A 23,819-nucleotide genomic window follows, 5' to 3' on the forward strand; every position below is an offset into this window, starting at 1 on the left:
CGATGTACGCACGAAGGTTTGAACTTGTGACGAGTATCGTTCGAAAAAGCGTGTTATTTAATTGTTAATACGGGACAACGCACCTTTCGCTTTTCGGAATCCGGGCGGTTTTCGGCGCCCCAGTCGGTCAGGATGTTGATGACCGGTTCCAGGCTTTTGCCGAGATCGGTCAGCTGATATTCCACGCGCGGCGGGACTTCCGGGTACACTTTGCGGCTGATGAGCCCGTCGCTTTCCATTTCGCGGAGTTGGAGGATCAGGATTCGCTCCGATACCGCCGGAAGGCTGCGGCGGAGATCGCTGTACCGCATGGCGCCGTAGGCCAGCCGCCAGAGGATCGAGGGTTTCCAGCGGCCGCCGATCAGGTCCAGGGTGTAGGCCATATCACAATTTCCGTTGATCAATAATTCGTTTTCAAGGTTCGTGGAGCTCTGTTTTCGCATAACTTACATTTATGTTAGTACTTGATATTTATGTTAGTACCTGTAAAATTACGAGTTAGCAGGATAGTTTTGCAATGAAATCAAAACCAATTTATCATCATGCAAAACTTAAAAGATAAAGTCGCATTTGTAACAGGCGGAAGCCGGGGTATCGGGGCAGCCATTGTGAAACGCCTCGCTGCCGAGGGAGCGAAAGTGACTTTTACTTACGTCAACAGCAAAGATCAGGCGGAGGCGCTCGTGAGCGAGCTCGCCCAGGAAGGACTGAATGCCGTAGCCATTCAATCCGACAATAGTAAAGAAGGTGCCGTGTCGCAGGCCATCGACCAGACCATCGCGCATTATGGCAAGCTGGATATACTCGTAAACAGCGCGGGCGTATTCGTCGGAGGCAAGGCCTTTGAGGAACATACGGTTTCCGAATACGATTACGTGATGAATGTGAATGTGAAATCCGTTTTCGAGGCATGCCTCACGGCTTCGCGCAAAATGGAGAACGGCGGACGTATCATCACCATTGGCAGCTGTATGGCCGATCGCTCCGCGGTGCCGATGGCGACTTTGTATTCGGCGAGCAAATCCGCCTTGTCGGGCTTCACGCGTGGTCTTTCACGTGACCTGGGGCCGAAGGAAATAACGGTGAACCTGATCCAGCCAGGCCCGGTGGATACCGATATGAACCCGGCGGATTCGCAGTTTTCGGATTTTCAGCGTGGTATGATGTCGATCCCGAAATATGGCCGTCCGGAGCACATCGCAGACGCCGTCGCATTCCTCGCCAGCCCGACCAATAGTTACACCACCGGCTCGGTGATCACCATCGACGGCGGAACGCTCAGCTAGATCTTTGGACCGCATAGGTTGGACCGCACAGGTTGGACCGCATAGGTTGGAGCGCATAGGTTGGATCGCACAGATTAGTTTCCAATATTTGCTGCCGACACCAGGCCGCCAAACCCATTGGAAAAAGACCCCGCATTGCAAAAGATGATCATCGACCATGTTCTGCGCCGTATCGAGCTCACGGCGGCCGAACAGGATCATTTCGTTTCCCTTTTGAAAGTCCGCAAACTGCTTCCCCGGCAATACCTCGTCCAGCAGGGCGATGTCTGCCAGCACGAAAGCTATGTCTGCCAGGGTTTTCTCCGTTCGTTTTATATGGACGAGAAGGGGAATGACCATACGCTGCATTTCGCGATGGAAGACTGGTGGATTTCCGATTCCACCAGTTTCCATTTACAGGTCCCGGCCACCCGCAACATCGTGGCGCTGGAAGCTTCCGTTTTATTACAAATAGAAAAAAACGACCTGGAACAGCTCTATAAGGACGTTCCCGCATTCGAACGCTTCTGGCGCATGCTCGAACAAAAGGGCGGCATCTCGCAAGACCAGCGCATCCTGAACGCCATTTCCATGACCGGCGCCGAGCGGTACGAAGCGCTCATCACCAAATATCCCACCCTCGAACAGCGCATGCCCCAGCGGTATATCGCGTCCTACCTCGGCATTACGCCCGTGTTCCTGAGCCAGATACGGAAGCAGCTGGCGCGGCCGTGATAATAGCAGGCAGATTTGAGTTGATATAGGCTATGCGGGGGAAGCAGTCCAGAAGTGTTGAATGGTATAATTCCGCTCCCGTTGCTCGGCTTGGCGTAAATCGAAGTTCTGCTGCATGTTGAGCCACAGTTGCGGCGTTGTATTGAATGCCTCCGAAAGACGTAAGGCCATATCGGGAGACACGGCCTGATGCCCGTTAATCAGTTGCGAAAGTGTTTTACGTGTTACGCCGAGGCCTTTTGCCGCGTCCGTTACCGACAATTCCAGCGGTTCCAGATACAGACTTTTCAAAACCTGTCCGGGATGCGGAGGGTTTTTCATTGGTGATTTTACCTTGTTATCTTCCATAGAGTTCGTCTCCCATTTAGTGATAGTCCAGATAATCGACGTCGTATGCATGTCCATCCTCAAAGCGGAATATAATGCGGTAATTGGCGTTGACTTTTACAGACCAAAAATCCTTGTACTCTCCTGATAGCTTATGCATACCCGAACCAGGGAAATCCATGTCCTCGGGTCGCGCTGCTCCATCCAGCAAACCTAATATCAAACCTATCTTTCCCAATTGAGAGGCGGGTAATTTTGACCCATCGCCCTTTTGGTAAAAAAGTCTTAACGGCTTGCTGTTGATTGTTTTTATCATCCTAACAAATATAACGTGTTACGTAACGGGTGTCAAGTGCTTTTTGATTTTAGCGATATAAACATTAAACAACTTTAACCACTTTAATTAAATTAGTTATACGCCCCGCCGCTGGTCGCGCCGGTACTTTTGTAATCAAAAAACGAAGTATGGAAACGATGAGTAAGACGATATTTGACGCTGCGGAAATACGGGGGCGGAAACTGGCAAACCGCCTCGTGGTAGCGCCCATGACGCGTGTGAGCGCAATGGCCGCAGGCGTGCCTACGCAGGAGATGGCGGACTATTATGAAGCATTTGCGGCGGGAGGCTTCGGGATGATCATTACCGAAGGCACTTATACGGATGAACTTTTCAGCAAGGCCAATCGCAACCAGCCCGGTGTCGCCAATGAGGCGCAAATGAGCGGCTGGAAGGGTGTTGTGACGGCGGTTCGTCGCCACAATGCACTTATTATTAACCAGCTGATGCACGGCGGTGCATTGTCCGAAACCGGAGAGGAGACGATCGCGCCTTCCGCGGTACAGCCTGTCGGACTGCGTTCAACGGACCATTCGGTGCCGCCCAGCCCATTTCCGATGCCGCGAGAAATGCAGGCGGAGGATTTTGAGCATGTCAAAAACGGCTACGTCAATGCGGCATTGCTGGCATATGCGGCAGGCTTCGATGGGGTGGAGCTGCATGCGGCCAACGGTTACCTGTTCGATCAGTTCATTACGCCGCATACTAACCTCCGCACCGATGAATACGGCGGCGACGAGCGAAACCGGCTGCGGTTTTTAATGGAGGTATATCGCGCTGTGAAAGCGGCATTGCCGGCGAGCTTTATCGTCGGGATACGGGTTTCTGAAAGCAAGGTGAATGACCTCACATACCGCTGGCCGGGCGGCGCGGAAACGGCGCGACGGATTTTTACGGTACTGGCCGAAATCGATCCGGATTATGTGCATATCGCAGCCGAAGGCGGCCGCTGGGAGCGTGAATGCCTTTATCCCGACGGAACTTCTTCTAATAGCATTGCAAAAAGCATTCTCAAATCGCCGGTGATAGCCAACGGCGGAATGCACGATGTGGCGTTGGCCGAAACCCTGCTGAATAGCAACGCGGCCGACCTGGTATCGATCGGCCGCGCGGCTATTGCTTCTCCCAACTGGCCGGAACTGGTTGCTGCCGGGCAGCCGGTAGTACCTTTCTTCAAAGAGCTGATCAAGCCCAGCCTCACGCTCTCGCATACACGACGCGTACGAGAACAATGCAACGAGTCGGCGTTCTGCTGATCAGCAGAAAGTGCTATTTGGCAGCGAAATCCGGCCGTTCGAAAACTTCATTGACCGGCCGGGTTTCGATCCACCAGATCTCGTTTACCGACGAATCATAGTATTTTGCCAGCCGGCCTTTGAGCAGCATTACCCTTTTTATCTCCTGTTTTTCGGGGATCAGGTTGCTGCTGGCGCCGTACACCTGCCGGAAACCGTCGAGCAGATAGGGTTCGTTTTTCAACCTGGCCGGGTCGAAGGATTTGGCATCTTTTACTTGCACATTGCCTTTCACCAATGCAGCCGGCGGGGCGTCTCGGTAAAGCGGGAAGGTAAGATAGGTGATTTCCGTACTCAAGTTGTTTTGCCCCCAATTCCGCTTTTCCTGATGTTCATTCAGCATGTACGGATAGTTTTTGAATGCATCATTAACTTCCCGTGGTGTCGCTTTTTTGCCGTCCAGAAAAATCTTCATCTCGCCCTCGTAGCCCACAAGCTGCTTTTTGCGGTCGAAATAGGCGCCTTTGTACAGCGTAATCACATTATTCGACCAGCGGTGCGTTTTGACAAAATCCACTCTCAGGGCCATTTCTTCCCGGTATGGTTTTACGTTATCAAGCAGGTAAGCTTTGAGCTCCGTGCGGGTATTCGAGGGATTGTATTTGTCGTAAAAGGGTTTGGAAAGGACTGAATAATAATGGTTTCGTAAGTCCGCCATCGAGCGCTTACGTATAAAGTAATAGTCGAAGCGTTCTCCGAAATTAAATCCGCCATGATAAGTTTCCTCGGAACCGAAGCTGAGGTAATGCTCAGGATCATCATAAATAATCTTATAGGTGTGACTTACGCCTTCCTCAGGCTTGACCGGCAATTCGGCGAAGTAAAAGCCGTCCTTGTCGGTTTTGATGGTTTTAATGTAAATGTCGTCGTGTTTGACCTCCAATGGTAAACCCGCGATCGGCGTTCCGGTTTCATCGAGCAGTAATCCGGCCATGTGCAGAAGATTCCGCGGTTTCCTTTCGCTGACTTCCACATTCGTTTTCCAGAAATTCCGCACTTTCTTCCCGCCGGGCTGGTCGGGCCGGAATGCGGCGAGCATTACCGCGAGCAGAGGCAGAATGAACAGAAAGCAGGCCGTCAATGCCCGTGGGCTCGCGTTCTTGTTCATCATCACAAAGCGCTGTTTCAATGAATGGTAGCCGAACTGGTTCACCAGCGAGAACTCGGGACCTACGGCCGCTTTCAGAAGCAGGTACTGGTAAGCTTTCGTATCCGGGTGGTTTTCAAGTACTTTCTGGTCGGCAATGTATTCGAGGTTCTGGCGGATGGCGCTGCGGATCAGCCACGCGAATGGGTTGAACCAGTTGATAATGCACAGGATTTCGGACCATAGCACATCGAGTGAATGCCATTGCTGCACATGAATGTATTCGTGCAGGATCATATCCTGCAACTCGTCGGTTTTGTGCAAGTGCGGGTTGTAAAAAATGGCCCTTCCGAATGAGAACGGGCTCATTTCGAGATCGAAATGGAAAATTTTGACGCCGTCGTCCGAAATGAGCCGGGACTGCGACCTGATACGGAGATAGGAGCGGATGTGTGCCAGCAAGCGCAAAGTCATCACCGCCACGCCGGCAAGCCAGATGTAAAAAATCCAGTCGGCGGTACTCCATGTCCAGGTTTCGGCGACTGTCGAGGGTGCAGCCGGGAAGCCCGGTGGAAAGCCTGGCGGGAAGGTCGCGGCCTCGGGTGCGGCTACGCGGGTGATGGAAGGCACGCTCTGCACGAATACACGTGCGGATGTGCGTTCAGGCGCTATGAAATGGTTGATATTGAAAGCGGGGAAGCAGAAGCAGAGAAAAGAGTATAGCCACAGATAGCGCCGGTTATCGTTGTAAAAAGTGAGTTTGCGCAGTATCAGGTGGTAAAAAAGGGCGATCAGGGCTAAGCCGACCGATAGTTTGAGCAGGTAATCCGGGAATGACGACATGGCTGATAGCGTTTGGATGAACTACTTCTTTCCTTCGATCAGGCCGATGATCTCTCTTAGTTCGTCGGCCGAAATCTTGTTCTTCTGTGCAAAAAAGCTCACGAGTTCCTTGTAAGAGTTCTCGAAATAATCTTTCACCACATTTCCCATAAACTTTTGTTTGTAAGCCTCTTCGGTGATTGCCGGCGCGTACAAATAGGCGTTGCCGATCATCCGGCTCGTGAGGTAACCCTTCTTTTCGAGGTTTTTAATGGTCGATGCGACCGTCGTATAGGGTGGGACGGGAGGGGCCATGGCGTCCATAAAGGTTTTCACATTCCCTTCGCCGATTTTCCAGACGGCCAGCATGGCGTCCTGTTCCTGGATCGTTAATTTTTCCATAACTACGATTTTTTCGTAATTCTACGAATGTTTCGTAGTTGTGGCAAATATTTCAACTAAAAAATTAATTGGTTAAATGTAAATGCTTAAATGCCAGGATTCTGGCTTTTGTAAAACTGGACTTTCTTGAACATTTCGATCAGTGTCGAAACTTTCAGTTTTTCGAAAATACGCGCTTTGTAGGTACTCACCGAGCTTTCGGTAAGGTTGAGCTTGATCGCGATTTCTTTGGTCCAGTAACCTTCGATGAGCATATCCATCACTTCCAGCTCGCGTTGCGAAAGGTGTTCGAGCGGGTTCTCTCCGTTGGGTTTATTTTCGAGGGTATTGCGGAGAAGTTGCTGCTGCACAGCCGTGCTGATATAGTTGCCGACTTCGAGCATGGACAATATCGCTTTTTTGATCTCTTCCTGGGAAGCATTTTTGGACAGGAAGCCATTGGCGCCTGCCTTAATATAATGTAATGCGTAAATCTCTTCTTCGAGGCTCGAAAAGATCATGATCAATACTTTAGGCTGTATTTCCCGGATTTTTGGGATCATGTTGAAGCCTTCGCCGTCAGGGATGTTGATATCGAGCATCACCAGGTCGACCTGGTTACTGGTCAGCTGCGCGAGCGTCTCACTGAAAGAGCCAGCTTCATGGACAAGCACCGGGTTCAGCAAATCGAGGATCAAGAACCGGGTAGCGAGCCTGACAATCGCATGGTCTTCAACCAGTAAGATTTTTTTCATTTTTTTAAGGAGGACTTATTTCAGTTTGCGACCGTTTCGTAACCTTTTGTGATTCAAGGTTTATCAAATAAATGCAGTAAATATTGAGTAAAACTCCTATTATTTAATGTAAAACTTATTCAGCGGTCTGTACAAGTTTACAGTTAAATAGCCGCTTCGGCAAAAAAAGTTTTACTTATCTCTACAAAAAATCCTTGCCAGCAAGCGCCGGAATGGCGTTTCAGTTGCATTTGTAGCCTGGTTTGCGGAATTGAAGCAGTTGAGGCTTCACACCATGGGAAGATTTAAATAGAGTTTGTTTGAGTTGTGTTAGAGAAATTTCTACATTTACGTGTAGCCACGAAAGTGTAAAATTTATTCTTAATTTTACATCTTTTAATTGCGAACTACTTCCACGTTTGGAAGAAGCAAATTATGACAGTAGCATTTACGGGCCAGTTGCCCGGCTTCTGTTCGCCAACCAGCCATTTTATGAATATACTCATTATCGAGGACGAACCCCTGACCGTGCTGGGATTAAAGCAAAAGATCGGTGAGATCAATCCCACAACGACGGTTGACAGCGCTTCGTCGGTCGACACAGCTTATGACCTTGCGAGCCGGAATATTTACGAACTGATCATCCTCGATGTGGATATCAAAGGCAAGGCCGGGGCGGGCGTGGTGGAGCGGATGAAGGTGTTGTATCCCGGGACGGCCATTCTGGTGATTACCGATCTCGAAGAATCCATTTACGGGTTGCCGTATATGAAGGCAGGTGCGGACGGGTTTTTGTCAAAACTGGCATCGTCGGCCAAGTTCGACGAGGCGATCAGGGCCATGATGGTGATGGGAAAATACGCGAGTACGGCCTTGCAGCATCAGATTATACAGGAAAGCCAGGTGAACCGCTCTGTGCGTTACGTGAACCCGCTCATGAGTATCTCGGAAAGGGAGCGGCAGGTGATGAATCACCTCATCGCCGGCAAGTCGACAGGGGAGATCGCGGCCATCCTGAATATCAACAAAACCACCGTCGGAACGCATAAAATGCGGATTCTCAAAAAGATGCAGGTGAATAGCCTGATCAAGCTGATCGAAAAAGTGACCATGCTGAGCTGACGGGAAAGCGCGATGCTGTCGAAGAATAATCGATATATTTCTACAAAACAGTGGGCGTCGGTTATCTGATAATATTCCTAATATTGTACGAAATAATATCAAACCCTGTCTGTATCGGTCAGCACTTCTATGAAATTTCTATGTATTGAGGACCACCCGCTCATTTTGCTGGGTCTGAAAATGGTATTTGCCGAATTTTATCCGCGGGCAACGGTGAGTCATGCCGAATCGTTCCAGGGCGCATTGTCGGTACTGGAACAGGAACGCTTCGATCTGGCCGTGCTGGACATCGACATTCCCGGTGGCGAGAATGTGCGGATGATGAAAATGATGCGTGAAAGGCAAGCCGGCCTCCCGATCCTGATCCATTCGGCTTTCGACGAGCGAGTTTACGCATTGCCGTATCTTCAAGCCGGTGCCGATGGCTTTATTTCCAAACAGGCGCCGCAGGAAGAATTCATGACAGCCGTTCACGCCATTCTCGACCACGGCCGCTACGTGAGCTACGATGTCCAGCAGATTTTCCTTTCGAGTTTTACCGACGTTACCGGCCGGACCACAGGCGGCAACCCGATCATCACCCTCTCGCCCCGCGAACGCCGCGTGATGCAACTCATGACGGAAGGAAAATGGACAAAAGAAATCGCCGCGATCATGAACCTGAAAGAGAACACGATCAGCACCTACAAACGGCGCATTTACGACAAGATGGAGGTAAAGGACCCGATTGAGTTGTCGAAGAAGATAGCGTTGTTTCGGTGACGGTTGACCGCCGACCGCCGACCGCCGACCGCCGACCGCCGATCGCCGACGGATGACAGACCATAGACCACGCCAACAACAAGTGATCGGCCGTCGGCGGTCGGTCGTCGGCGGTCAAAAAAAAACCACGGTCGATGCTCGATCGTCCATGGTCTCTTCGCGTACCTTCACCAAACAACCCCCTCGGCGGTCAGCGGTCGGTCGCCGCGGTCAAACCCGCTACTTCGTCGGCTTCTTGAATATCGCCGGGTCAACCGGGGTGTTTATAGTGATCTTGTTGGTAATGAAAGACATCGTGCCCATTTGCGGGTTGCTGATTTCCATGGTGTTAGCGAATTTCACGCCGTCTACTTCTTTGTAGTCCGACATGTCGATCTCACCTTCGTTGCCGTTCATCGATACTTTCACTTTGGTTACCAGGTAGGTATTTGCATCGAGGAACTCGTCGATCACCTGACCGTCGGCGGTGGTGAGTTTGAGGTGGAAAACATCTTTTTTATCGACGCTTTCTTTGCCTACTAGCTCTACTTTATTGCCTTTTTCCTTGTAATTCACCAGTCCGCCGAATGGATCGAGGGAGCTCAGCTGCTGTTTCAACTGATCCGCGGGCATTTCTTCCGGCTCGCCGGTACCGCCCATCATCGTCGGGCGGATCATCCAGCCTTTTCCTTCGTCGACTACCTGCACCATGGTATTACCCATTACCGTCGACTCGTTGCGAACGGATTTGCCTACCACGAGTGTCGTTTTGTTCGGTATTTCCATGCCTTGAACCGCGAGTGAACGATCGGTGATCACGGTATTTACGGCCTTGATCTTGTCGAGTCCGCCGAGGGCGGCCACGTGTTTGTCTACGATCTCGTCCACCGACTGCGCGTAAGAGGCAGCGGAAACGAGCGCCACCGCCATTGTCCAAATTAGTTTGTTTGTTTTCATACCGAAGTTTGTATTTGAGTTTAAACAGGCTTGTGTAAGTTGCTTGAAATGTGATCGTGCGCTTAGCGCGGTGCGTTTCCGCCGCCTCCCTGGCCTCCGCCGCCTCCCTGCTGTCCGCCACCGTCACTCTTCACGTCGTCGTTGTTGACGGACTTCGCCTTTCTCTTTGGCTGCTCCATCGTCATTTTACCGATTTTGTAGGTAAATGTCAGACGGAACCCGCGGTTGTAAAGATATACGTCGTTTACCTGGTTGAACTGCAAGGAAGTCAATTCGGTATGCATTTTAAATCTTTTGCTCAGGAAGTTTTCAGCAGCGAGGCCGAGGCTGGCTTTTTTGTTGGCAAATTCCTTTTTCACACCAATCGTGTAGAAACCAAAACCACCCTGCTTACCCTGCAACTGGATCTGCTGGCCCTGCATAAACCCGAATGCCTGCGCGCCCCAGCCGTGCCCGAATGTCGCCTGCGAGAAAATACCGCCGCTCACGTTCACACCGTCATTGTTGATCTCTTGCGAAAGTCCGTTTTGTCCGATCGTCTGGCCGGTTAGTTTGGTATAGAACACGTTGGCGAAAACACCGAAGTTGATTTTGGAAGTAGCCGCGATATTGGCAAAGATGTTGACGCCATACGCGTGCTGCTTACCGATGTTCTCATACGTGGTCACGATCGCGCCTTCGAGCGTATCCGAGGGCTGGCGTACCTGCGAGATCGCATTGTTGGTAAAACGGCCGAAGAAAGTCGCATTCACATAGGTTTTCTTGATATTCTTGCTCAGGCCCAGCTCGTAGTTATTGGTCAGCTCGGGACGGAGCTCGGGGTTACCGATCGTGATATTCTGCGGGTTGGCCGAGTTGAAGTTCGGGTTCAGCTGCTGCAAGCCCGGACGTTGAATGCGGCGGTTGTAGCCCAGTTTCACAGTCGTACCTTTGAATGTCTTCGAAGCATTCACGCTCGGCACCAATACCCCATAGTTACCCACACCTACCATACCTTCGTTAGTACTCGCATCGATGAACGTATGTTCGTAGCGCAAACCACCTTTGATCGTGTAGCGTTTTTTGGTAGTATAAGTATAGGATGAGTACGCTGCCGCAATGTTCTGGTGGTAGGTCAGGTCACCGGCTGGCTGGTCGGTTTCGGGACGGTAATCACCGGTCGGTTCGGCAATGAGGAAGCTGTATTTGCTTTTCACTTCCCGGAAAATGCCTTTTCCACCGAATTCCAGCATCTGGTTTTTCTTGATAGGTGTCTGGTAATCCGATTGAAACGTGAACTCCTGGTTAATGCTCTTGTTGAGGTTACGCTGACGGGCAGTCAGTGATTTTTCTTCGAAAATGTCGGCGTCGAAATCGTTGGTCAGGTCGTTGCGGGAGTACAGGGTCGAAACGCTCCATTCCTGCTGCGGCTTGAAAGTATGCAGGTAATCAATATTCACATCCACGGTTCCCGAAAGGTTATCCGCAGCTACATTCCGCGCGGAAGTCACATCGTTCGTACCGGTTTTCATCAGTCGCGTGGCAAGGTCCTGCTGGTTGGAGAAATTACGCACGCCGTATTTCACACCGGCCGTCAGGCTCTGGTTCTTGGCAATGTCGTAATCGAAGCCAAGGTTATAGTTTCCGAACAAACCATGGCTCGAACCGTCGCCGGTCTGCTGCGTGGTAGTGGTAATGCCTGCTACGGTGCTGGTTTGTTCCAATGTCGTTTTGGTAACCGTATTATACATGCCGCGTCCGAAGCCACCGATCGTAAAACCGGCTTTGCCTTTGCGGTAACCGCCATTCAAAGCGAGCATCGAGCCGCGGTTTCCGACACCGGCGTCGATATTCAGGTTGAGGCCTTGCAGCGAGTTCTTTTTGGTAATGATATTGATAATACCACCCGAGCCTTCCGCATCGTACTTCGCCGAAGGGCTGGTAATCACCTCCACCGATTTGATCTGGTCGGCAGGAATTTGTTTCAATGCGTCGGCCACGCTGTTTGCAATGATGGTACTGGGCTTGTTGTTCACCAAAACGCGGATGTTCTGGCTGCCGCGGAGCGATACGTTGCCGTCCAGGTCCACGGTAAGCAGCGGCACCTTACGCAGAATGTCGGTAGCGTCGCCACCTTTGGCGGTAATGTCCTTTTCAGCATTGTAAACAAGCCTGTCCACTTTCTCCTCGATCAATGCGGCCTGGCCGGTAACGGTTACTTCGTTCAGGGTTTTGGTATTGGAGCCGAGGCTGATCGTCCCGAGGTCTACCTCCTGGCCTTTGGCGAGCTTGATGTTGTCGACGGTTTTATTGGCATAACCAATGAAGGAAATGAGTACCTTATATTCGCCGGCTGCAAGCTTGCTGAGCGCGAACTTACCTTTTTCATCGGCCACAGTTCCGTCCACGGCCTTGTTGTTGGCCTTGTCGTACAATGCAATGCTAACGAATTCAATGGCTTTCGAAGATGCTGAATCTACAATGGAACCGGTTATTTTGGCTGATCCCTTCGGGCTTTGGTCGCCGGCGGTTCCCGGCAGGGCTTTGGGCTGGCTTCCTCCTGCGGCAGGGAATTGCGCAAATGCCGGTGACAGGAGTGAGCTGGCGAGGATGGAAACAATGAGGAGAATTCTTAGCATTTTCATGGTTTTAGTAAATGACCCGACAAAAATGGGAGCGCACGCCCGCGCCTGAAAGGAAAATATGACAAAGGCCGGATTAATGGGGATGGATGAATGGATCGGCGCGATGGGCGAAAAGTTGAACGACTGCCCGAATCCTTCCGCTGACTAAGAAAAGCGGCATCTTACTGAACGGTTTTTCCATTCGTGTTTTAAATTGTAAAACTTGCGTCCGTCGAAATAACCTTTGTCCCGTCCGAATCAGGTGGCTTTTGTGAAACGTTTCTGTGTGGGTATGTTAATGCTGCTGGCGCCATGCGGGTGCTATGCGCAGCTGCCGGATTTTAATGTCCAGCTGCTAGGCGACAAAAACGGCATCCAGACAGCCAATGCTTCCAGGATCATCCGCGACCATTACGGTTTTCTCTGGATTCTTTCGCCGAGGCATATCCAGCGTTTCGACGGCCAGGATGTGCGGCGGATCGAAACGGACGGCGAAAACCTGCTCGATATCGCATCCGACAGCTCGGGCACCATCTGGACCACTTCCGACAGTGGTATCCGCAGGTACCGGATCGGCTACCGGTCGCTCCGGAAGGTAGCCACCGCCGGCCCGGCCATCGCGCCCCTCAACAAGCTGCACAAATTGCAGGTAACACCCGACAACCGCATCTGGGCCAATGCAGGGCGCGGATTGTACCGCTACGACCCGCGTACCGATTCCTTCCGTTTTCAGGCATTGCCCGGTTTGCCTGATCACTTCTATTACCGCCGCATTTTCAGCCGGAGAGGTTACCAGCTGTTCCTCGCCGACGTAAAAACAGTGTATTGTTTTGATACAAAAAGCCTCCGCGTGCGACAGGTACCCTTCACGGATGTGCGTGCTGTGGTGCCTGTGAGCGACGACGTGGCCTGGGCGAGTAACAATCTATTACAGACGTTTGAAATCAATTTTGCAACCGGCAGCGTCACGCGCATTCCGACCGCGAGCGTGCAAAACCCCGCAGGCATTCCGCTGGCGGAGCTCATCAGCATTACTCCGCTCGGTAGCGACAGGAAGCTCGTGAACACCACCAAAGGCTGCTATATCTACCACAACCGCACATTCACCCGCGCCGTCCTTTTCGATTCCGGAAAAGCATTGCCTAATGACGAAAACTACGCCGATTTTCACGATCAGGATGGTACGCAATGGATTCTGGGCCAGGATGGCGTGCTGTTTTTCAGGCCGCTGGCGCATACGATCGGTTGGGTGAATGGATTTCCGGGCGCAGATCCCAATTTGAGTAACAATATTAAGTCCATTGCCGAAGACGGCGAAGGGAATGTGTGGCTCGGTACGCAGCGGGGCGTTGCCGTGCTCGATATCCGAAGCGGAAAAGTTAGGCCGGTGCGCCCGTCCGCACGCGAGGGCGGGCATTCGCATGAGGTGCGCGGGCTGGCTTTTGATGGAAAAAACCTGCTGGTGGTACCCAGTGGCGCTTTGCCGCAAATACTCGATCCGGTGCGCCGGACATTTGCCAATCTGCAATATCCGGCCGGTGAAGCAGGGGAGGCATTACGGGCAAAACTGATGGCCGAGACGATTGGTACGCTCATTACGATGCCGGGCGGTGATTTCCTGATCGCGGGGGAGCTGGGCTGTTACAAAGTGGAAGCAGGGACGTACCGCATTGCCGAAAATCCCGTCGAAGGATTTGAAAAACTGATCCAGGTTGCCGTGCGCGATACACGCGGAAACTATTGGATGGGTACCTATGAAGGACTGCTTGTGACGGACGCCAGCTTCCGGAACGCGATCACCGACGGCTATTTTGCACCGGGAAAACTGGTAAGTGCAGTATTAATGCGCAATGACTCGACCGCCTGGTGCGGCTCGGTGGGGCTTTTTGAGGTTACAAAAAGTGGTAATGTGCTGAGAAAGCGCAAAATCTTCCCGGAACTTACCAATCAACGCATTTCGATGATCCACCGCGATAAAGCCGGGCGGATCTGGATCGGGGCGGACGATGGCTTGTACCTGCTCAACCGGAATGCCGGCAAGTTGCAATGGTTCGATTTCAGGGATAACATTCAGAATAAGCCCATTAATATGAACGGCGTATTGGAAGCCTCGGACGGCCGCATGTACGTGGGCGGGCTCAACGGGCTGAATTATTTTAACCCGGAACTTTTGAAACACCGCGAAGAAAAGCTGAATGTGCTCATTGCATCGGTGCGCGTGAACCAGGACGATTCGCTACTGACCCAAAACCAGGGACCGCTTACGCTGGACTGGATGCAGAATTCAGTTGAAATACAATATTTAACACCCTATTTCCGCAACCCGGAGAAGCTGATGTACCGCTACCGGCTCACGGGGCTGGACGATAACTGGGTCGATAATGCGCGCAACAGCCGGGTAAGGTTCTCTTCGCTGCGGCCCGGACAGTACACGTTTTCGGTAGCGGCGAGCCTGGACGGCATTACCTGGTCGGAAACGGCGGTGCCGCTGTCGTTTGTGATCCTGCGGCCATGGTGGCAGACCTGGTGGTTTACAGGCGCAATGGTCGTGTTGGCTGGTGCGCTTACATACTGGCTTTTCAGGCGGCGTGTGAAAGTGATCCGGCGGCAAACAGCATTGCGCGAGCACATGGCAGATCTGGAAATGCGTGCGCTGCGTGCGCAGATGAACCCGCATTTTATTTTCAATTGCCTCAATTCCATCAACCGCTACATCGTCAAAAGCGACAATGCGACCGCTTCACTTTACCTGACGCGTTTCGCCAAGCTGATCCGCCTGATCCTCGATAATTCGAATAGCAAGAAAGTGCTGCTATCGAACGAGTTGGAGGCATTGAAGCTGTACATTGAAATGGAGCGCATCCGGTTCGACAGCAAGTTCGACTACCGCATTATCATTGACGAGGATGTCCATACCGACTCGATCGGCGTGCCTTCGCTGATCATTCAGCCGTACGTCGAGAATGCGATCTGGCATGGGTTGCTGCATAAGGAAAACAACGGCAGCCTGTGGGTGAAGATCAGGATGCTGGACGAGAATACGCTCGAATGCATTATCGAGGACAATGGGGTAGGGCGGGAGAAGGCGGCCGAATTCCGGAGCAAATCGGCTACCGGTAAAAAATCGCTGGGTATGAAGCTTACCGAAGACCGGATCGCGGTGCTGAACCAGTATGCGCAAACCAATGCGAGCGTCGAGATCGTCGATTTGCAGGACGACAACCGGGTGGCGGCCGGTACGAGGGTGGTCGTGATCATCCCGGTGTGATGGTATTGAACGAACGAAAAATCTGACAAAGCGAAAGATATGATCAAATGTGTAATCATCGATGACGAGAACAATTGCCTCGAAATGCTCGAATGGCTGCTGAAAACTTATGCGCCGTCGGTGTCGGTGGCGGCTATGTGCAGCTCGGCGGAAAAGGGGATAGAGGCGATCCGCGAGCACCGGCCGGAACTGGTTTTCCTGGACATTGAAATGCCCCGCATGAACGGCTTTGATATGCTGGAAAAGTTCGATAAGCTGCATTTTGACGTGGTTTTTACGACCGCCTACGACAAGTTTGCGATCAAGGCATTCAAATACAGTGCATTGAACTACCTGCTGAAACCGATCGATCCCGACGACCTGATGGAGACGATCCGGCGGGTGGACGAGAAGCGCAATATCCCTTCCCGTGAGCAGATCGACTTGCTTTTCCAGGGCATGCGCCAGGTAAAAAACACCCCGCAGCGCATTGCCCTCACCACCGGCGACGGGATGATTTTCGTGCCTACACAAGACATTCTCTATTGCGAAGCCGAGAGCAACTACACGAGCGTGATGCTGGCCAACGGCAAAAAAGTGGTGGTGTCGAAAGTGTTGAAGGACATCGACGAGGCGCTCAGCGGTCCCGATTTTTTCCGGGTACATAACTCTTACCTTATTAACCTGAACCGGATCAAGAAATTTGTACGGGGCGAAGGTGGCTACATTGTCATGGACAACGATGTGGCCATTAGTATTTCGCGTTCGAGGCGGCAGGAGTTCATGGAAATGTTCGCACGTTTTTGACCGCTTACTCAAATGGATTTTAGTTAACGGTTTTGATTATTCGATTAGTAATCAATGAGTTGTAGATGTGATTTTGGGTGAAATGCCTTGCTTTTTGCAGGGCATTTTTCGTTTTGGTCGATTGGCTCAATAAAAATGCAAGCTACTCAACATCGCGGTGAAGCGGCGGCTTTCAAATATAATTTTGTCGTGTTGATCAGCAAAAGCAGCTATCGACGACCAGCCAAATCAGTAACAACCATTTATCATTATTAGTCATGAAAAATCTTTTGAACAACGCTCGTTTAGGCAGCTACGTTTTTGCAATGCTTTTGCTTTTCGTCTTCTCCTGTAAAGACGACAAAGAGCCGGTACCACAGGGGAACCTCATTTTTTATACCAACTACACACCTGAAAAATACGACCGTATCGATGTCATCGTCGACGGCAAGGTGATGGGTTCGATCTCCGAAACGGCTGCTGTAAGGCCCGAATGCAATGCGGCGGGTAGCGCAGGGGTAGTGAGCCTGATGCTCCCGGTAGGCACCTACGCGGTGTCGGGGAAACGCTACAAAGGCGGAGAGCAGGTGGGGAATTGGAAAGCCAGCACGGCGAGCGTCACAGTGGAGGAATGCAAACGCATCCGACTTGTAGAATAGATTAGTGGAAAGGAAGGGTATAAAACCCGGCAATTGAATGCAAAACAGTTCCGCAGCGCTGCTGCGGGACTGTTTATTTCTTTACGGTAACCCTGTGTTTTAGACAGGAGTTATTCAACGTTTTCATCGGATTTGTAGAAATTGTGTTAAAATATTTTACTTTTTGTACCAATAGTTACTACAAAAAGCGATTTCTTTGTATAACAGTACACGGCACCCTTTACAATACTAAACTTCATGGAATAACCCCAAAACTAACCCGGTGGTGAGTTATGATCTTGCAATGGATCTGTGTCATGATTTTGACGGTGGCGTCGCTGCTGGCTATTTTTCTTTGGGTGCGGGACCGGTATTTCCGTCTCGACCTTGCTAAAAAAGCATTAGAACAATTAGAACAACAGGTAGAGGACCTGTCGCGCAGGCTTGAATACAGCAATGGGCTCAAACAAAAGATTACAATGATGATCGCCCACGATCTTCAATCGCCCCTGCATTTCCTGAATGTGCTTTCCGATCACGTGTCGCGTTTCGCGGCTAATAACCAGCTGCCCGAAGTGAAGGCGGGCACGGAAGAGATCAAAAAGGCGACGGGCAATATCCATGCATTTGTGAAGGAAGTGAACCTGTGGGCGCGCTCGCAGCATGAAAATTTCCAGCCGGCACAGCATTCGTTTTCATTCAACGAGCTGGCAGGGGAGTTGCAGCAGTTTTTTGAAGATATGGTCATGCTCAACCACAATGTATTTGTGGTGGAATGCGACGAAGATGTTTTCATTTACACCAATCGCGATATCCTGAAAGCGATCCTGCGCAACCTGATCGATAACTCCAACAAACATACGCGCGGCGGGGAAGTACGGCTGATTTTCAGCAACGGCGAAAATGGCCCGATACTCACTGTCACGGACAATGGCGGCGGCATACTGCCCGGCGAGCTGCAAAAGATCCGGCGGCGGCTGGCCAATCCGGTCGTCAATGCGCCGGTGGAGCCGAATAGTCGGCTGGGTTACCAGTTGATCGCCGATTTTGCACACACGCTGGGCTTCACGATGTCCCTCAAAAGCAGTAAGGGCGCGGGCACGTCGGTAAGCATTGGCAGGTTGGTTTGTCACAGCCCGTTCACGCCCACATTGCACTCAGCCGAGGTTATAAGCATCTGCCAGCCTGACTAGCGCACTCTTATTCTCCACATTCAGCTTCTTGAAAATCCTGCGCTTGAACGTATTGACCGAGGTGTACTGTACTTGCATTATTTCGCTGATCTGCGTCACGGAATAGTCTTTGGCAAGGTAAATGGCCACCTGAAACTCCCGCGCCGTAAGTTGGTCGAACGGATTGCCCGATTTCCCTTTCAGCGTGTCGTTAATGAGGATATTAGCCAGGTTGGGACTCGCGTACCGCTTCCCGTTCATGATGGTCGTCACCGCCTTGGCAAGTTCTTCGGGCGACGAATCCTTTTCCAGATAGCCGTGTGCACCCTGTTGCAGCGACCGCTTTCCGAAAATGCTTTCGTCGTTCATCGAAACCACGAGTACCTTGGTGTTTTCGTGATACTCCCTGATCCATTGCAGCAACACGGTTGAGTCCGTTTCGGGCATATTAAGGTCGAGCAGCAGCAGGTCGTAGGCGTGCATGGCAAATTGCGCCCTCACCGACGCTCCATCCCAGCTTTCGTCAATCTGGCTGTCTTTGAAATAGTTGTGAAGTGCTAATCGAAGCCCGTAACGTACCAGTGAGTGGTCGTCGGCTATTAAAATTTTCATAATTACAGAACGTCGAGAATCAAAAGAATGGCAATATCGCAACATTTAGCGCGGTTCTGCAAATAAACCTGAACGCGAAATCGGAGACATATCGCCCTTAGAATGTTATTTTACAACTAGTTCTACGCGTCCATTGCCCGGCTGCATTGTCCGCCGACTTCCGATAAATGTCCGCAAATGAACAGCTGAATTTTAAGAAATACCTATTTAAAGTTTTGACGTTGAACTCATTAACTTGATTGAAAGATTTTGGCTCGACATTTGTACGATAAAATATAAACAAATAGACCCACCTTCCAGAAACAAATAATGCCCGATACCCCTGAATTGGGAAAGCCTATGAAAAATACTCCTGTTCCGCCACGCTGGGCGCAGCGCCTGTTCCGCTGGCTGCATCCGGAGGAGACCCGAGAGGAAGTCGGCGGTGACCTCGATGAACTGTACGATTACTGGTATACCCGTAGCGGGCGTATGCAGGCGACGCTGCGCTATGTACTCAATGTTTTTTCGGTGTTGCCGCCGTTTGTGCGCCGCCGCCGCAGAACTGAACAATATTCAGGAACTTCCAATTTCAGCATGATCATGGTCAGCAACTACTTCAAAGTCGCCCGGCGGAACCTCGCCAAAAACAAGTTGTACTCGTTCATCAACATCACAGGCCTGGCCAGCGGCATGGCCGTGGCGATGCTGATCGGCCTGTGGCTTTATGACGAGCTTTCTTTCAACCGATCGTTTCAAAACCACGCACGTATTGCGCAGGTGATGCAAACGCAAAACCTGGGCGGCAACATTCTGACCGATAAGTCGCTCCCCGCACCGACGGGGAAGGAGCTGCGGCTGTCGTACAATGGGAATTTCAAATATATTGTGAGCAGTACCAGTGAGGAAAGTCATATTCTATCGTTTAAAAAACTGAATTTCAATAAGCCGGGCCGGTTTATGGAGCCGGGCATTACGGAAATGCTCTCACTCGACATGGTGAGTGGCAGCAGGGCCGGGCTGTCGGACCCCGCGTCGGTATTACTTTCCGAATCCGCGGCTGCGACGTTGTTTGGCGGGGGGAATGCATTGAATGAGGTGATAAAGATCGATAACGAGCTGGCAGTGAAGGTGACCGGCGTGTACCGCGACCTGCCGCATAACTCCACCTTCGCGAATACCGCGTTCATCGCACCCTGGGAGCTGTTTATTACGCGGGTACCTTACGGGAAAAAGAACCAGGACCAATGGAACAACAACTTTACCGAGGTATTTGTACAGCTCGGCGACCGGGCAGATATCACGACGGTTTCGTCGGTAATCGCCCCGGTGCGGGCTAATAAGCTCAAAGGGACCGATGCGGCCGTCAAACCGGCGGTGTTCCTGCATCCGATGGATCAATGGCATTTGTATTCCAATTGGAAAGACGGCTTCAATACCGGCGGGCGCATTCAATACGTCTGGCTGTTCGGGATTGTGGGCGCATTCGTGCTGATGCTGGCCTGCATTAATTTTATGAACCTCAGCACCGCGCGTTCGGAGAAGCGTGCACGCGAGGTGGGTGTGCGGAAGGCGGTGGGCTCGTTGCGCGGGCAGCTGGTCGGGCAGTTTTTCAGCGAGTCGTTCCTGGTGGTTTTTATCGCATTCGTGATCGCCATTGCGCTGGCACAACTGGTGATGCCGTATTTCAATAATATGGCCGATAAAAAGATCGCTATTCTCTGGGCGAACCCGGTTTTCTGGGCTTTGGCGCTCGGGTTTTGCCTTTTTACAGGGCTCCTGGCGGGAAGTTACCCGGCATTTTACCTTTCGTCCTTCAAGGCTGTGAATGTACTGAAAGGTACTTTCCGCGCGGGACGGTTAGCCTACATTCCCCGGCAGGTGCTGGTGGTGGTGCAATTCACAGTTTCAGTGACGCTGATCATCGGGACGGTGATGGTTTTCAGGCAAATACATTATACCAAAGACCGCCCCATCGGCTACGACCGTACGGGCCTGGTGATGATCGATATGCCTACGCTCGACATTAACAACCATTTCGAGCCATTCCGCAACGAGCTCCTGGAAACCGGTGCGATCGTAGATGTGACCAAAACCACCACGCCGCTCACCGAGAAACGAAACAATGAAACGGGTTTCACCTGGCGGGGCAAGGACGTGAACCGCGACCAGCCGTTTGTGACGTTTGGCGTGACGGAAGAATTTGGCAAAACCGTCGGCTGGAAAGTGAAGCAGGGCAGGGACTTCTCGCGGCAGTACTCCACCGATAAGCTTTCGGTTATTCTCAATGAAGAAGCGGTACGTTTTATGGGCCTCGAAAACCCCATTGGTGAAACTGTGAAATGGGGCGATCAGCCTTTGCTGGTGGTGGGAGTGGTGGAAGGAATGGTGATGGAATCGCCCTACGAGCCGGTGCAGCACGCCATTTACTACATTGCGCCCTGGCCTGCGCGGGTGGTCACGATGCGCCTGCGCCCGGGTATGAGCGCGCCCGATGCGCTCGGAAAGGTGGAAAAAGTATTCCGCAAATACGCCCCGGCCGTACCGTTCGATTACCGTTTTCTAGATCAGGAATACGACGCCAAATTCCGCGCGGAAGAGCGCATCGGCAAGCTGGCCGGGTTCTTTACGGTGCTGGCGGTATTCATTTCCTGCCTCGGTTTATTCGGGTTGGCGTCGTTTGTGGCCGCACAGCGCACGCGGGAAATTGGTGTCAGAAAAGTGCTTGGCGCTTCGGTATGGAGCGTGTGGACGTTGCTTTCAAGAGATTTTGCGTTGCTGGTGGTGGTAGCGATGATCATCGCGTCGCCGGTGGCATATTACATCCTCACATCCTGGTTACAAAAATACGAATACCACACCGGGTTGCCCTGGTCGGTATTCGTATGGACTGGCGTAGGCGCATTGTTGATCACACTGCTGACGGTGAGTTTTCAAAGCCTCAAAGCCGCCCTGATGGACCCGGTAAAGAGCCTTAGAACCGATTGACCTAATGCTAAAACAATGTACCTGAATAGCTTGCGAGCTTTTCGGGTACATCGCTCTCGCCCAGCATTTCTTTGAGGTCTATCTCGATATTACGAATAATCGTGCTCACCGGCGTGTCGTTCAGCAGGCCTTCAAACGGGTTTTCGCTGATATCGCCCACATATTCCATAAACATGAATACCCAGGACACGATCATATTAAACGGAATGAGCAGGAACATGTATTTTTCACCCAGATCCACAAACTGAGGCAGCAGGCCGAACGGCAGCAAGCTCATGAAAATGAATATAAAAAGCGTCGAAGTGGTGGCGTACTGGCGCGGGAAAGGGGTATTTTTGATCCTTTCCGCTTTGCCCTGTTCGTCGTAGAGCTTCGAAATAAGGTCCTGCAATGCCACGTGCTGGTAGGGATCGAGCGATCCGGCGCGGCGCAGGTCGCGGATATGCTGCGATTGCAGGTCGAGGATCTGCGTCGCCTGGTTCTTTTTGTCCTTGATCAATGCGAGGTCGGCCTCGGGCAGGTGTTTCGCGATTTCGACATCGCACGGTACCTGTGAGCGCCTGAATGCCTTGCGCTGGCGTTCGCTCGCGCGATCCTTATGCTCCCAGTTGGTGCGCTGCACCATTGTATTTTTTAGTGCGTACAGCCACGCGATGTGCCGGTGGATAATGATGCGGTTCTCCTGGGCGGCGTAAATGTTGTCCGAATCAGGCGAGCAGGTCGTAAACGAACGTACCGCTGCGCTGAACGAGCGGCTGTGGTTGACGATCGAGCCCCACACCTTGCGCGCCTCCCAGCTGCGGTCGTAGGATTGGTTGTTTTTAAAACCTACAAAAAATGCCGTAGCCGTACCGACGAGCGAAACCGGCAGCCAGGGTATCGCTACCCATTTCCAGTCGAGGTAGTCGTACACAAAAATGGCGATGGAGCCCGTAGCGATCGAAAAAAGGACCATCCGCCAGGAATAGTAGTAGACGATAATGGGCGAAAGGTAGCGGTTAATGTACATAAGGAGCTATTGAGTGATTGGAGTGAGAAATTTTCGGCTCCTAAAATGCAAACAAATCGCTTCTCTGGCAATGGTTATTGGGATTCGGGTGCTTTTTTAACTTTTCCAGACCAATAACGCTCGTTTTGCGACAGGCCATGATGTTTCCGGAACCACGCGGGGGAGTAGCCGGTGAATTTTTTGAATTCCTTGGATAGGTGGTTCTGATCGTAAAAAGCATTGTTCAAAGCAATTTCAAGCAAATCCTTTTCAGGTTGATTCAAAATGTCAAAATAGGTGTGGAGGAATCGCTGCTGCCGGGCAAATTCTTTGGGCGAAACGCCAGTTAATTGCAGGAAATTACGCTCCAACCATTTGTAGCTCACGTTCAGGGATATTGCCAGCTGTTCGATTTGAACATTGCCTTTATTGATCTTGATTAGTTGAATTGCTTCTTGCAGCAAATGATTCGCAGCGTGGTGGCGTGCATTGCGTGTCAGCAGATGGCTTAACACGTCCAGCTTTCCCGGAACATCGCATTGCCTGGCAATATCAGTTAGCATTATTCCGCTATTTCCGCCAAGAATATCCTGCAAGCTCCAAACCAGCCCGTTGCGCAACAGGCGCGCCGGTATGTTGGAAATATCATTGAAATACAATGGATTGAACCTGATCGCCAAGAGCTCGTCGCCCGGGTCGTCAAGCTGAATTCGCACATTTTCAAGGTATTGCGCGCTCAGCCAGGCGTGTACCACTACTTGCTCGCGCCCGCCGGAGCGGAACGTCGCCATGCCATTCGGGTTCCCCAAAATTACCGCCGTAGGGATGGCGTCGCTGAATGCCAGGCCCGACATCGGGAATGCTGCCGCCTGCACGGTGAAACATTCCACCAGCATATCACCTGGTACTTCCGGAATGTCCGCTCGCTTGCCCGGCGGCATTGCGTCGGCCCGCATTACAATATGTTCAAAAAAGCTGATCGGCATAGGGTTACAAAGTTATG

Annotated in this window: 21 protein-coding genes; 10 read left to right on the top strand and 11 right to left on the bottom strand. The window is 51.6% G+C overall.

Features of this window, described 5'->3' with window-relative positions; genetic code table 11:
- Positions 1-53: 53 nt before the first annotated feature.
- Positions 54-443, bottom strand: coding sequence for a winged helix-turn-helix transcriptional regulator (locus BLQ88_RS01695; protein WP_090146075.1), 390 nt, complete (start codon positions 441-443; stop codon positions 54-56).
- Positions 444-542: 99 nt separating this feature from the next.
- Here BLQ88_RS01695 and BLQ88_RS01700 point away from each other — a divergent pair, with 99 nt between their 5' ends.
- Positions 543-1,286, top strand: a complete 744-nt coding sequence (locus BLQ88_RS01700) for an SDR family NAD(P)-dependent oxidoreductase (protein WP_090146077.1) — start codon at positions 543-545, stop codon at positions 1,284-1,286.
- 117 nt (positions 1,287-1,403) lie between these two features.
- Positions 1,404-2,000, top strand: coding sequence for a Crp/Fnr family transcriptional regulator (locus BLQ88_RS01705; RefSeq protein WP_229212523.1), 597 nt, complete (start codon positions 1,404-1,406; stop codon positions 1,998-2,000).
- 30 nt (positions 2,001-2,030) lie between these two features.
- Here the strand turns inward: BLQ88_RS01705 and BLQ88_RS01710 are convergent, their stop codons facing one another.
- Together BLQ88_RS01710 and BLQ88_RS01715 are read right to left on the bottom strand one after the other, a co-directional pair.
- Entirely contained in the window at positions 2,031-2,321 is a 291-nt protein-coding gene (locus tag BLQ88_RS01710) for a HigA family addiction module antitoxin (protein ID WP_229212524.1), read from the bottom strand.
- Between the two features lie 43 nt (positions 2,322-2,364).
- Positions 2,365-2,643 carry a type II toxin-antitoxin system RelE/ParE family toxin gene (locus BLQ88_RS01715; RefSeq protein ID WP_090146080.1) on the bottom strand — a complete coding sequence of 93 codons (279 nt, stop codon included), beginning with the start codon at positions 2,641-2,643 and terminating at the stop codon, positions 2,365-2,367.
- Positions 2,644-2,801: 158 nt separating this feature from the next.
- Here BLQ88_RS01715 and BLQ88_RS01720 point away from each other — a divergent pair, with 158 nt between their 5' ends.
- Positions 2,802-3,920, top strand: coding sequence for an oxidoreductase (locus BLQ88_RS01720; RefSeq protein WP_229212525.1), 1,119 nt, complete (start codon positions 2,802-2,804; stop codon positions 3,918-3,920).
- 13 nt (positions 3,921-3,933) lie between these two features.
- Here BLQ88_RS01720 and BLQ88_RS01725 read toward each other — a convergent pair whose 3' ends face one another.
- The 3 genes from BLQ88_RS01725 to BLQ88_RS01735 form a co-directional block, all read right to left on the bottom strand.
- Complete coding sequence (locus BLQ88_RS01725) at positions 3,934-5,889, bottom strand: M56 family metallopeptidase (protein WP_090146084.1); 1,956 nt, start codon at positions 5,887-5,889, stop codon at positions 3,934-3,936.
- A 21-nt stretch (positions 5,890-5,910) separates the two neighbouring features.
- Complete coding sequence (locus tag BLQ88_RS01730) at positions 5,911-6,270, bottom strand: BlaI/MecI/CopY family transcriptional regulator (protein WP_090146086.1); 360 nt, start codon at positions 6,268-6,270, stop codon at positions 5,911-5,913.
- A gap of 86 nt (positions 6,271-6,356) precedes the next feature.
- Positions 6,357-7,004 carry a response regulator gene (locus tag BLQ88_RS01735; RefSeq protein WP_090146088.1) on the bottom strand — a complete coding sequence of 216 codons (648 nt, stop codon included), beginning with the start codon at positions 7,002-7,004 and terminating at the stop codon, positions 6,357-6,359.
- 471 nt (positions 7,005-7,475) lie between these two features.
- On the opposite strand from BLQ88_RS01735, the gene BLQ88_RS01740 reads away from it, so the two are divergent.
- Together BLQ88_RS01740 and BLQ88_RS01745 are read left to right on the top strand one after the other, a co-directional pair.
- A complete protein-coding gene (locus BLQ88_RS01740) occupies positions 7,476-8,105 on the top strand; it encodes a response regulator transcription factor (RefSeq protein WP_090146312.1) in 630 nt (209 codons plus the stop codon).
- A 129-nt stretch (positions 8,106-8,234) separates the two neighbouring features.
- A complete protein-coding gene (locus BLQ88_RS01745; protein ID WP_090146090.1) occupies positions 8,235-8,867 on the top strand; it encodes a response regulator transcription factor in 633 nt (210 codons plus the stop codon).
- 219 nt (positions 8,868-9,086) lie between these two features.
- Here BLQ88_RS01745 and BLQ88_RS01750 read toward each other — a convergent pair whose 3' ends face one another.
- Together BLQ88_RS01750 and BLQ88_RS01755 are read right to left on the bottom strand one after the other, a co-directional pair.
- Positions 9,087-9,803 (bottom strand): LolA-like protein, encoded by a 717-nt coding sequence (locus tag BLQ88_RS01750; RefSeq protein ID WP_090146092.1) that lies wholly within the window; start codon positions 9,801-9,803, stop codon positions 9,087-9,089.
- Between the two features lie 62 nt (positions 9,804-9,865).
- On the bottom strand, positions 9,866-12,427 hold the full coding sequence (locus BLQ88_RS01755; RefSeq protein ID WP_090146094.1) for a TonB-dependent receptor: 2,562 nt from the start codon (positions 12,425-12,427) through the stop codon (positions 9,866-9,868).
- 250 nt (positions 12,428-12,677) lie between these two features.
- Between BLQ88_RS01755 and BLQ88_RS01760 the strand changes: the two genes are divergently transcribed.
- The 4 genes from BLQ88_RS01760 (at position 12,678) to BLQ88_RS01775 (ending at position 18,270) form a co-directional block, all read left to right on the top strand.
- The gene (locus tag BLQ88_RS01760; protein WP_229212526.1) at positions 12,678-15,674 is read left to right on the top strand and encodes a sensor histidine kinase; all 2,997 of its coding nucleotides are present in this window, start codon (positions 12,678-12,680) and stop codon (positions 15,672-15,674) included.
- Between the two features lie 39 nt (positions 15,675-15,713).
- Complete coding sequence (locus BLQ88_RS01765) at positions 15,714-16,460, top strand: LytR/AlgR family response regulator transcription factor (protein ID WP_090146098.1); 747 nt, start codon at positions 15,714-15,716, stop codon at positions 16,458-16,460.
- A 257-nt stretch (positions 16,461-16,717) separates the two neighbouring features.
- Entirely contained in the window at positions 16,718-17,098 is a 381-nt protein-coding gene (locus tag BLQ88_RS01770) for a hypothetical protein (RefSeq protein WP_090146100.1), read from the top strand.
- Between the two features lie 296 nt (positions 17,099-17,394).
- Positions 17,395-18,270 carry a sensor histidine kinase gene (locus tag BLQ88_RS01775; protein ID WP_176884868.1) on the top strand — a complete coding sequence of 292 codons (876 nt, stop codon included), beginning with the start codon at positions 17,395-17,397 and terminating at the stop codon, positions 18,268-18,270.
- Here the strand turns inward: BLQ88_RS01775 and BLQ88_RS01780 are convergent.
- Positions 18,235-18,861 (bottom strand): response regulator, encoded by a 627-nt coding sequence (locus BLQ88_RS01780; RefSeq protein ID WP_229212527.1) that lies wholly within the window; start codon positions 18,859-18,861, stop codon positions 18,235-18,237. The genes BLQ88_RS01775 and BLQ88_RS01780 overlap by 36 nt on opposite strands.
- 339 nt (positions 18,862-19,200) lie before the next feature.
- Between BLQ88_RS01780 and BLQ88_RS01785 the strand changes: the two genes are divergently transcribed.
- Positions 19,201-21,828, top strand: a complete 2,628-nt coding sequence (locus BLQ88_RS01785; RefSeq protein ID WP_090146107.1) for an ABC transporter permease — start codon at positions 19,201-19,203, stop codon at positions 21,826-21,828.
- A gap of 7 nt (positions 21,829-21,835) precedes the next feature.
- On the opposite strand, the gene BLQ88_RS01790 is transcribed toward BLQ88_RS01785, so the two are convergent.
- Positions 21,836-22,837, bottom strand: coding sequence for a bestrophin family protein (locus BLQ88_RS01790; protein ID WP_090146109.1), 1,002 nt, complete (start codon positions 22,835-22,837; stop codon positions 21,836-21,838).
- Between the two features lie 74 nt (positions 22,838-22,911).
- On the bottom strand, positions 22,912-23,802 hold the full coding sequence (locus tag BLQ88_RS01795; protein WP_090146110.1) for a helix-turn-helix domain-containing protein: 891 nt from the start codon (positions 23,800-23,802) through the stop codon (positions 22,912-22,914).
- Positions 23,803-23,819: the final 17 nt, after the last annotated feature.

This window comes from Dyadobacter soli (assembly GCF_900101885.1).
Taxonomy (GTDB): Bacteria; Bacteroidota; Bacteroidia; order Cytophagales; family Spirosomataceae; genus Dyadobacter; species Dyadobacter soli.

Excerpts from the sequence above, each read along its gene's own strand:
- BLQ88_RS01695 (WP_090146075.1), bottom strand. The coding sequence starts at position 443 with ATGCGAAAACAGAGCTCCACGAACCTTGAAAACGAATTATTGATCAAC.
- BLQ88_RS01700 (WP_090146077.1), top strand. The coding sequence starts at position 543 with ATGCAAAACTTAAAAGATAAAGTCGCATTTGTAACAGGCGGAAGCCGG.
- BLQ88_RS01710 (WP_229212524.1), bottom strand. The coding sequence starts at position 2,321 with ATGAAAAACCCTCCGCATCCCGGACAGGTTTTGAAAAGTCTGTATCTG.
- BLQ88_RS01715 (WP_090146080.1), bottom strand. The coding sequence starts at position 2,643 with ATGATAAAAACAATCAACAGCAAGCCGTTAAGACTTTTTTACCAAAAG.
- BLQ88_RS01720 (WP_229212525.1), top strand. The coding sequence starts at position 2,802 with ATGAGTAAGACGATATTTGACGCTGCGGAAATACGGGGGCGGAAACTG.
- BLQ88_RS01725 (WP_090146084.1), bottom strand. The coding sequence starts at position 5,889 with ATGTCGTCATTCCCGGATTACCTGCTCAAACTATCGGTCGGCTTAGCC.
- BLQ88_RS01730 (WP_090146086.1), bottom strand. The coding sequence starts at position 6,270 with ATGGAAAAATTAACGATCCAGGAACAGGACGCCATGCTGGCCGTCTGG.
- BLQ88_RS01735 (WP_090146088.1), bottom strand. The coding sequence starts at position 7,004 with ATGAAAAAAATCTTACTGGTTGAAGACCATGCGATTGTCAGGCTCGCT.
- BLQ88_RS01740 (WP_090146312.1), top strand. The coding sequence starts at position 7,476 with ATGAATATACTCATTATCGAGGACGAACCCCTGACCGTGCTGGGATTA.
- BLQ88_RS01745 (WP_090146090.1), top strand. The coding sequence starts at position 8,235 with ATGAAATTTCTATGTATTGAGGACCACCCGCTCATTTTGCTGGGTCTG.
- BLQ88_RS01750 (WP_090146092.1), bottom strand. The coding sequence starts at position 9,803 with ATGAAAACAAACAAACTAATTTGGACAATGGCGGTGGCGCTCGTTTCC.
- BLQ88_RS01755 (WP_090146094.1), bottom strand. The coding sequence starts at position 12,427 with ATGAAAATGCTAAGAATTCTCCTCATTGTTTCCATCCTCGCCAGCTCA.
- BLQ88_RS01765 (WP_090146098.1), top strand. The coding sequence starts at position 15,714 with ATGATCAAATGTGTAATCATCGATGACGAGAACAATTGCCTCGAAATG.
- BLQ88_RS01770 (WP_090146100.1), top strand. The coding sequence starts at position 16,718 with ATGAAAAATCTTTTGAACAACGCTCGTTTAGGCAGCTACGTTTTTGCA.
- BLQ88_RS01775 (WP_176884868.1), top strand. The coding sequence starts at position 17,395 with ATGATTTTGACGGTGGCGTCGCTGCTGGCTATTTTTCTTTGGGTGCGG.
- BLQ88_RS01780 (WP_229212527.1), bottom strand. The coding sequence starts at position 18,861 with ATGAAAATTTTAATAGCCGACGACCACTCACTGGTACGTTACGGGCTT.
- BLQ88_RS01785 (WP_090146107.1), top strand. The coding sequence starts at position 19,201 with ATGAAAAATACTCCTGTTCCGCCACGCTGGGCGCAGCGCCTGTTCCGC.
- BLQ88_RS01790 (WP_090146109.1), bottom strand. The coding sequence starts at position 22,837 with ATGTACATTAACCGCTACCTTTCGCCCATTATCGTCTACTACTATTCC.
- BLQ88_RS01795 (WP_090146110.1), bottom strand. The coding sequence starts at position 23,802 with ATGCCGATCAGCTTTTTTGAACATATTGTAATGCGGGCCGACGCAATG.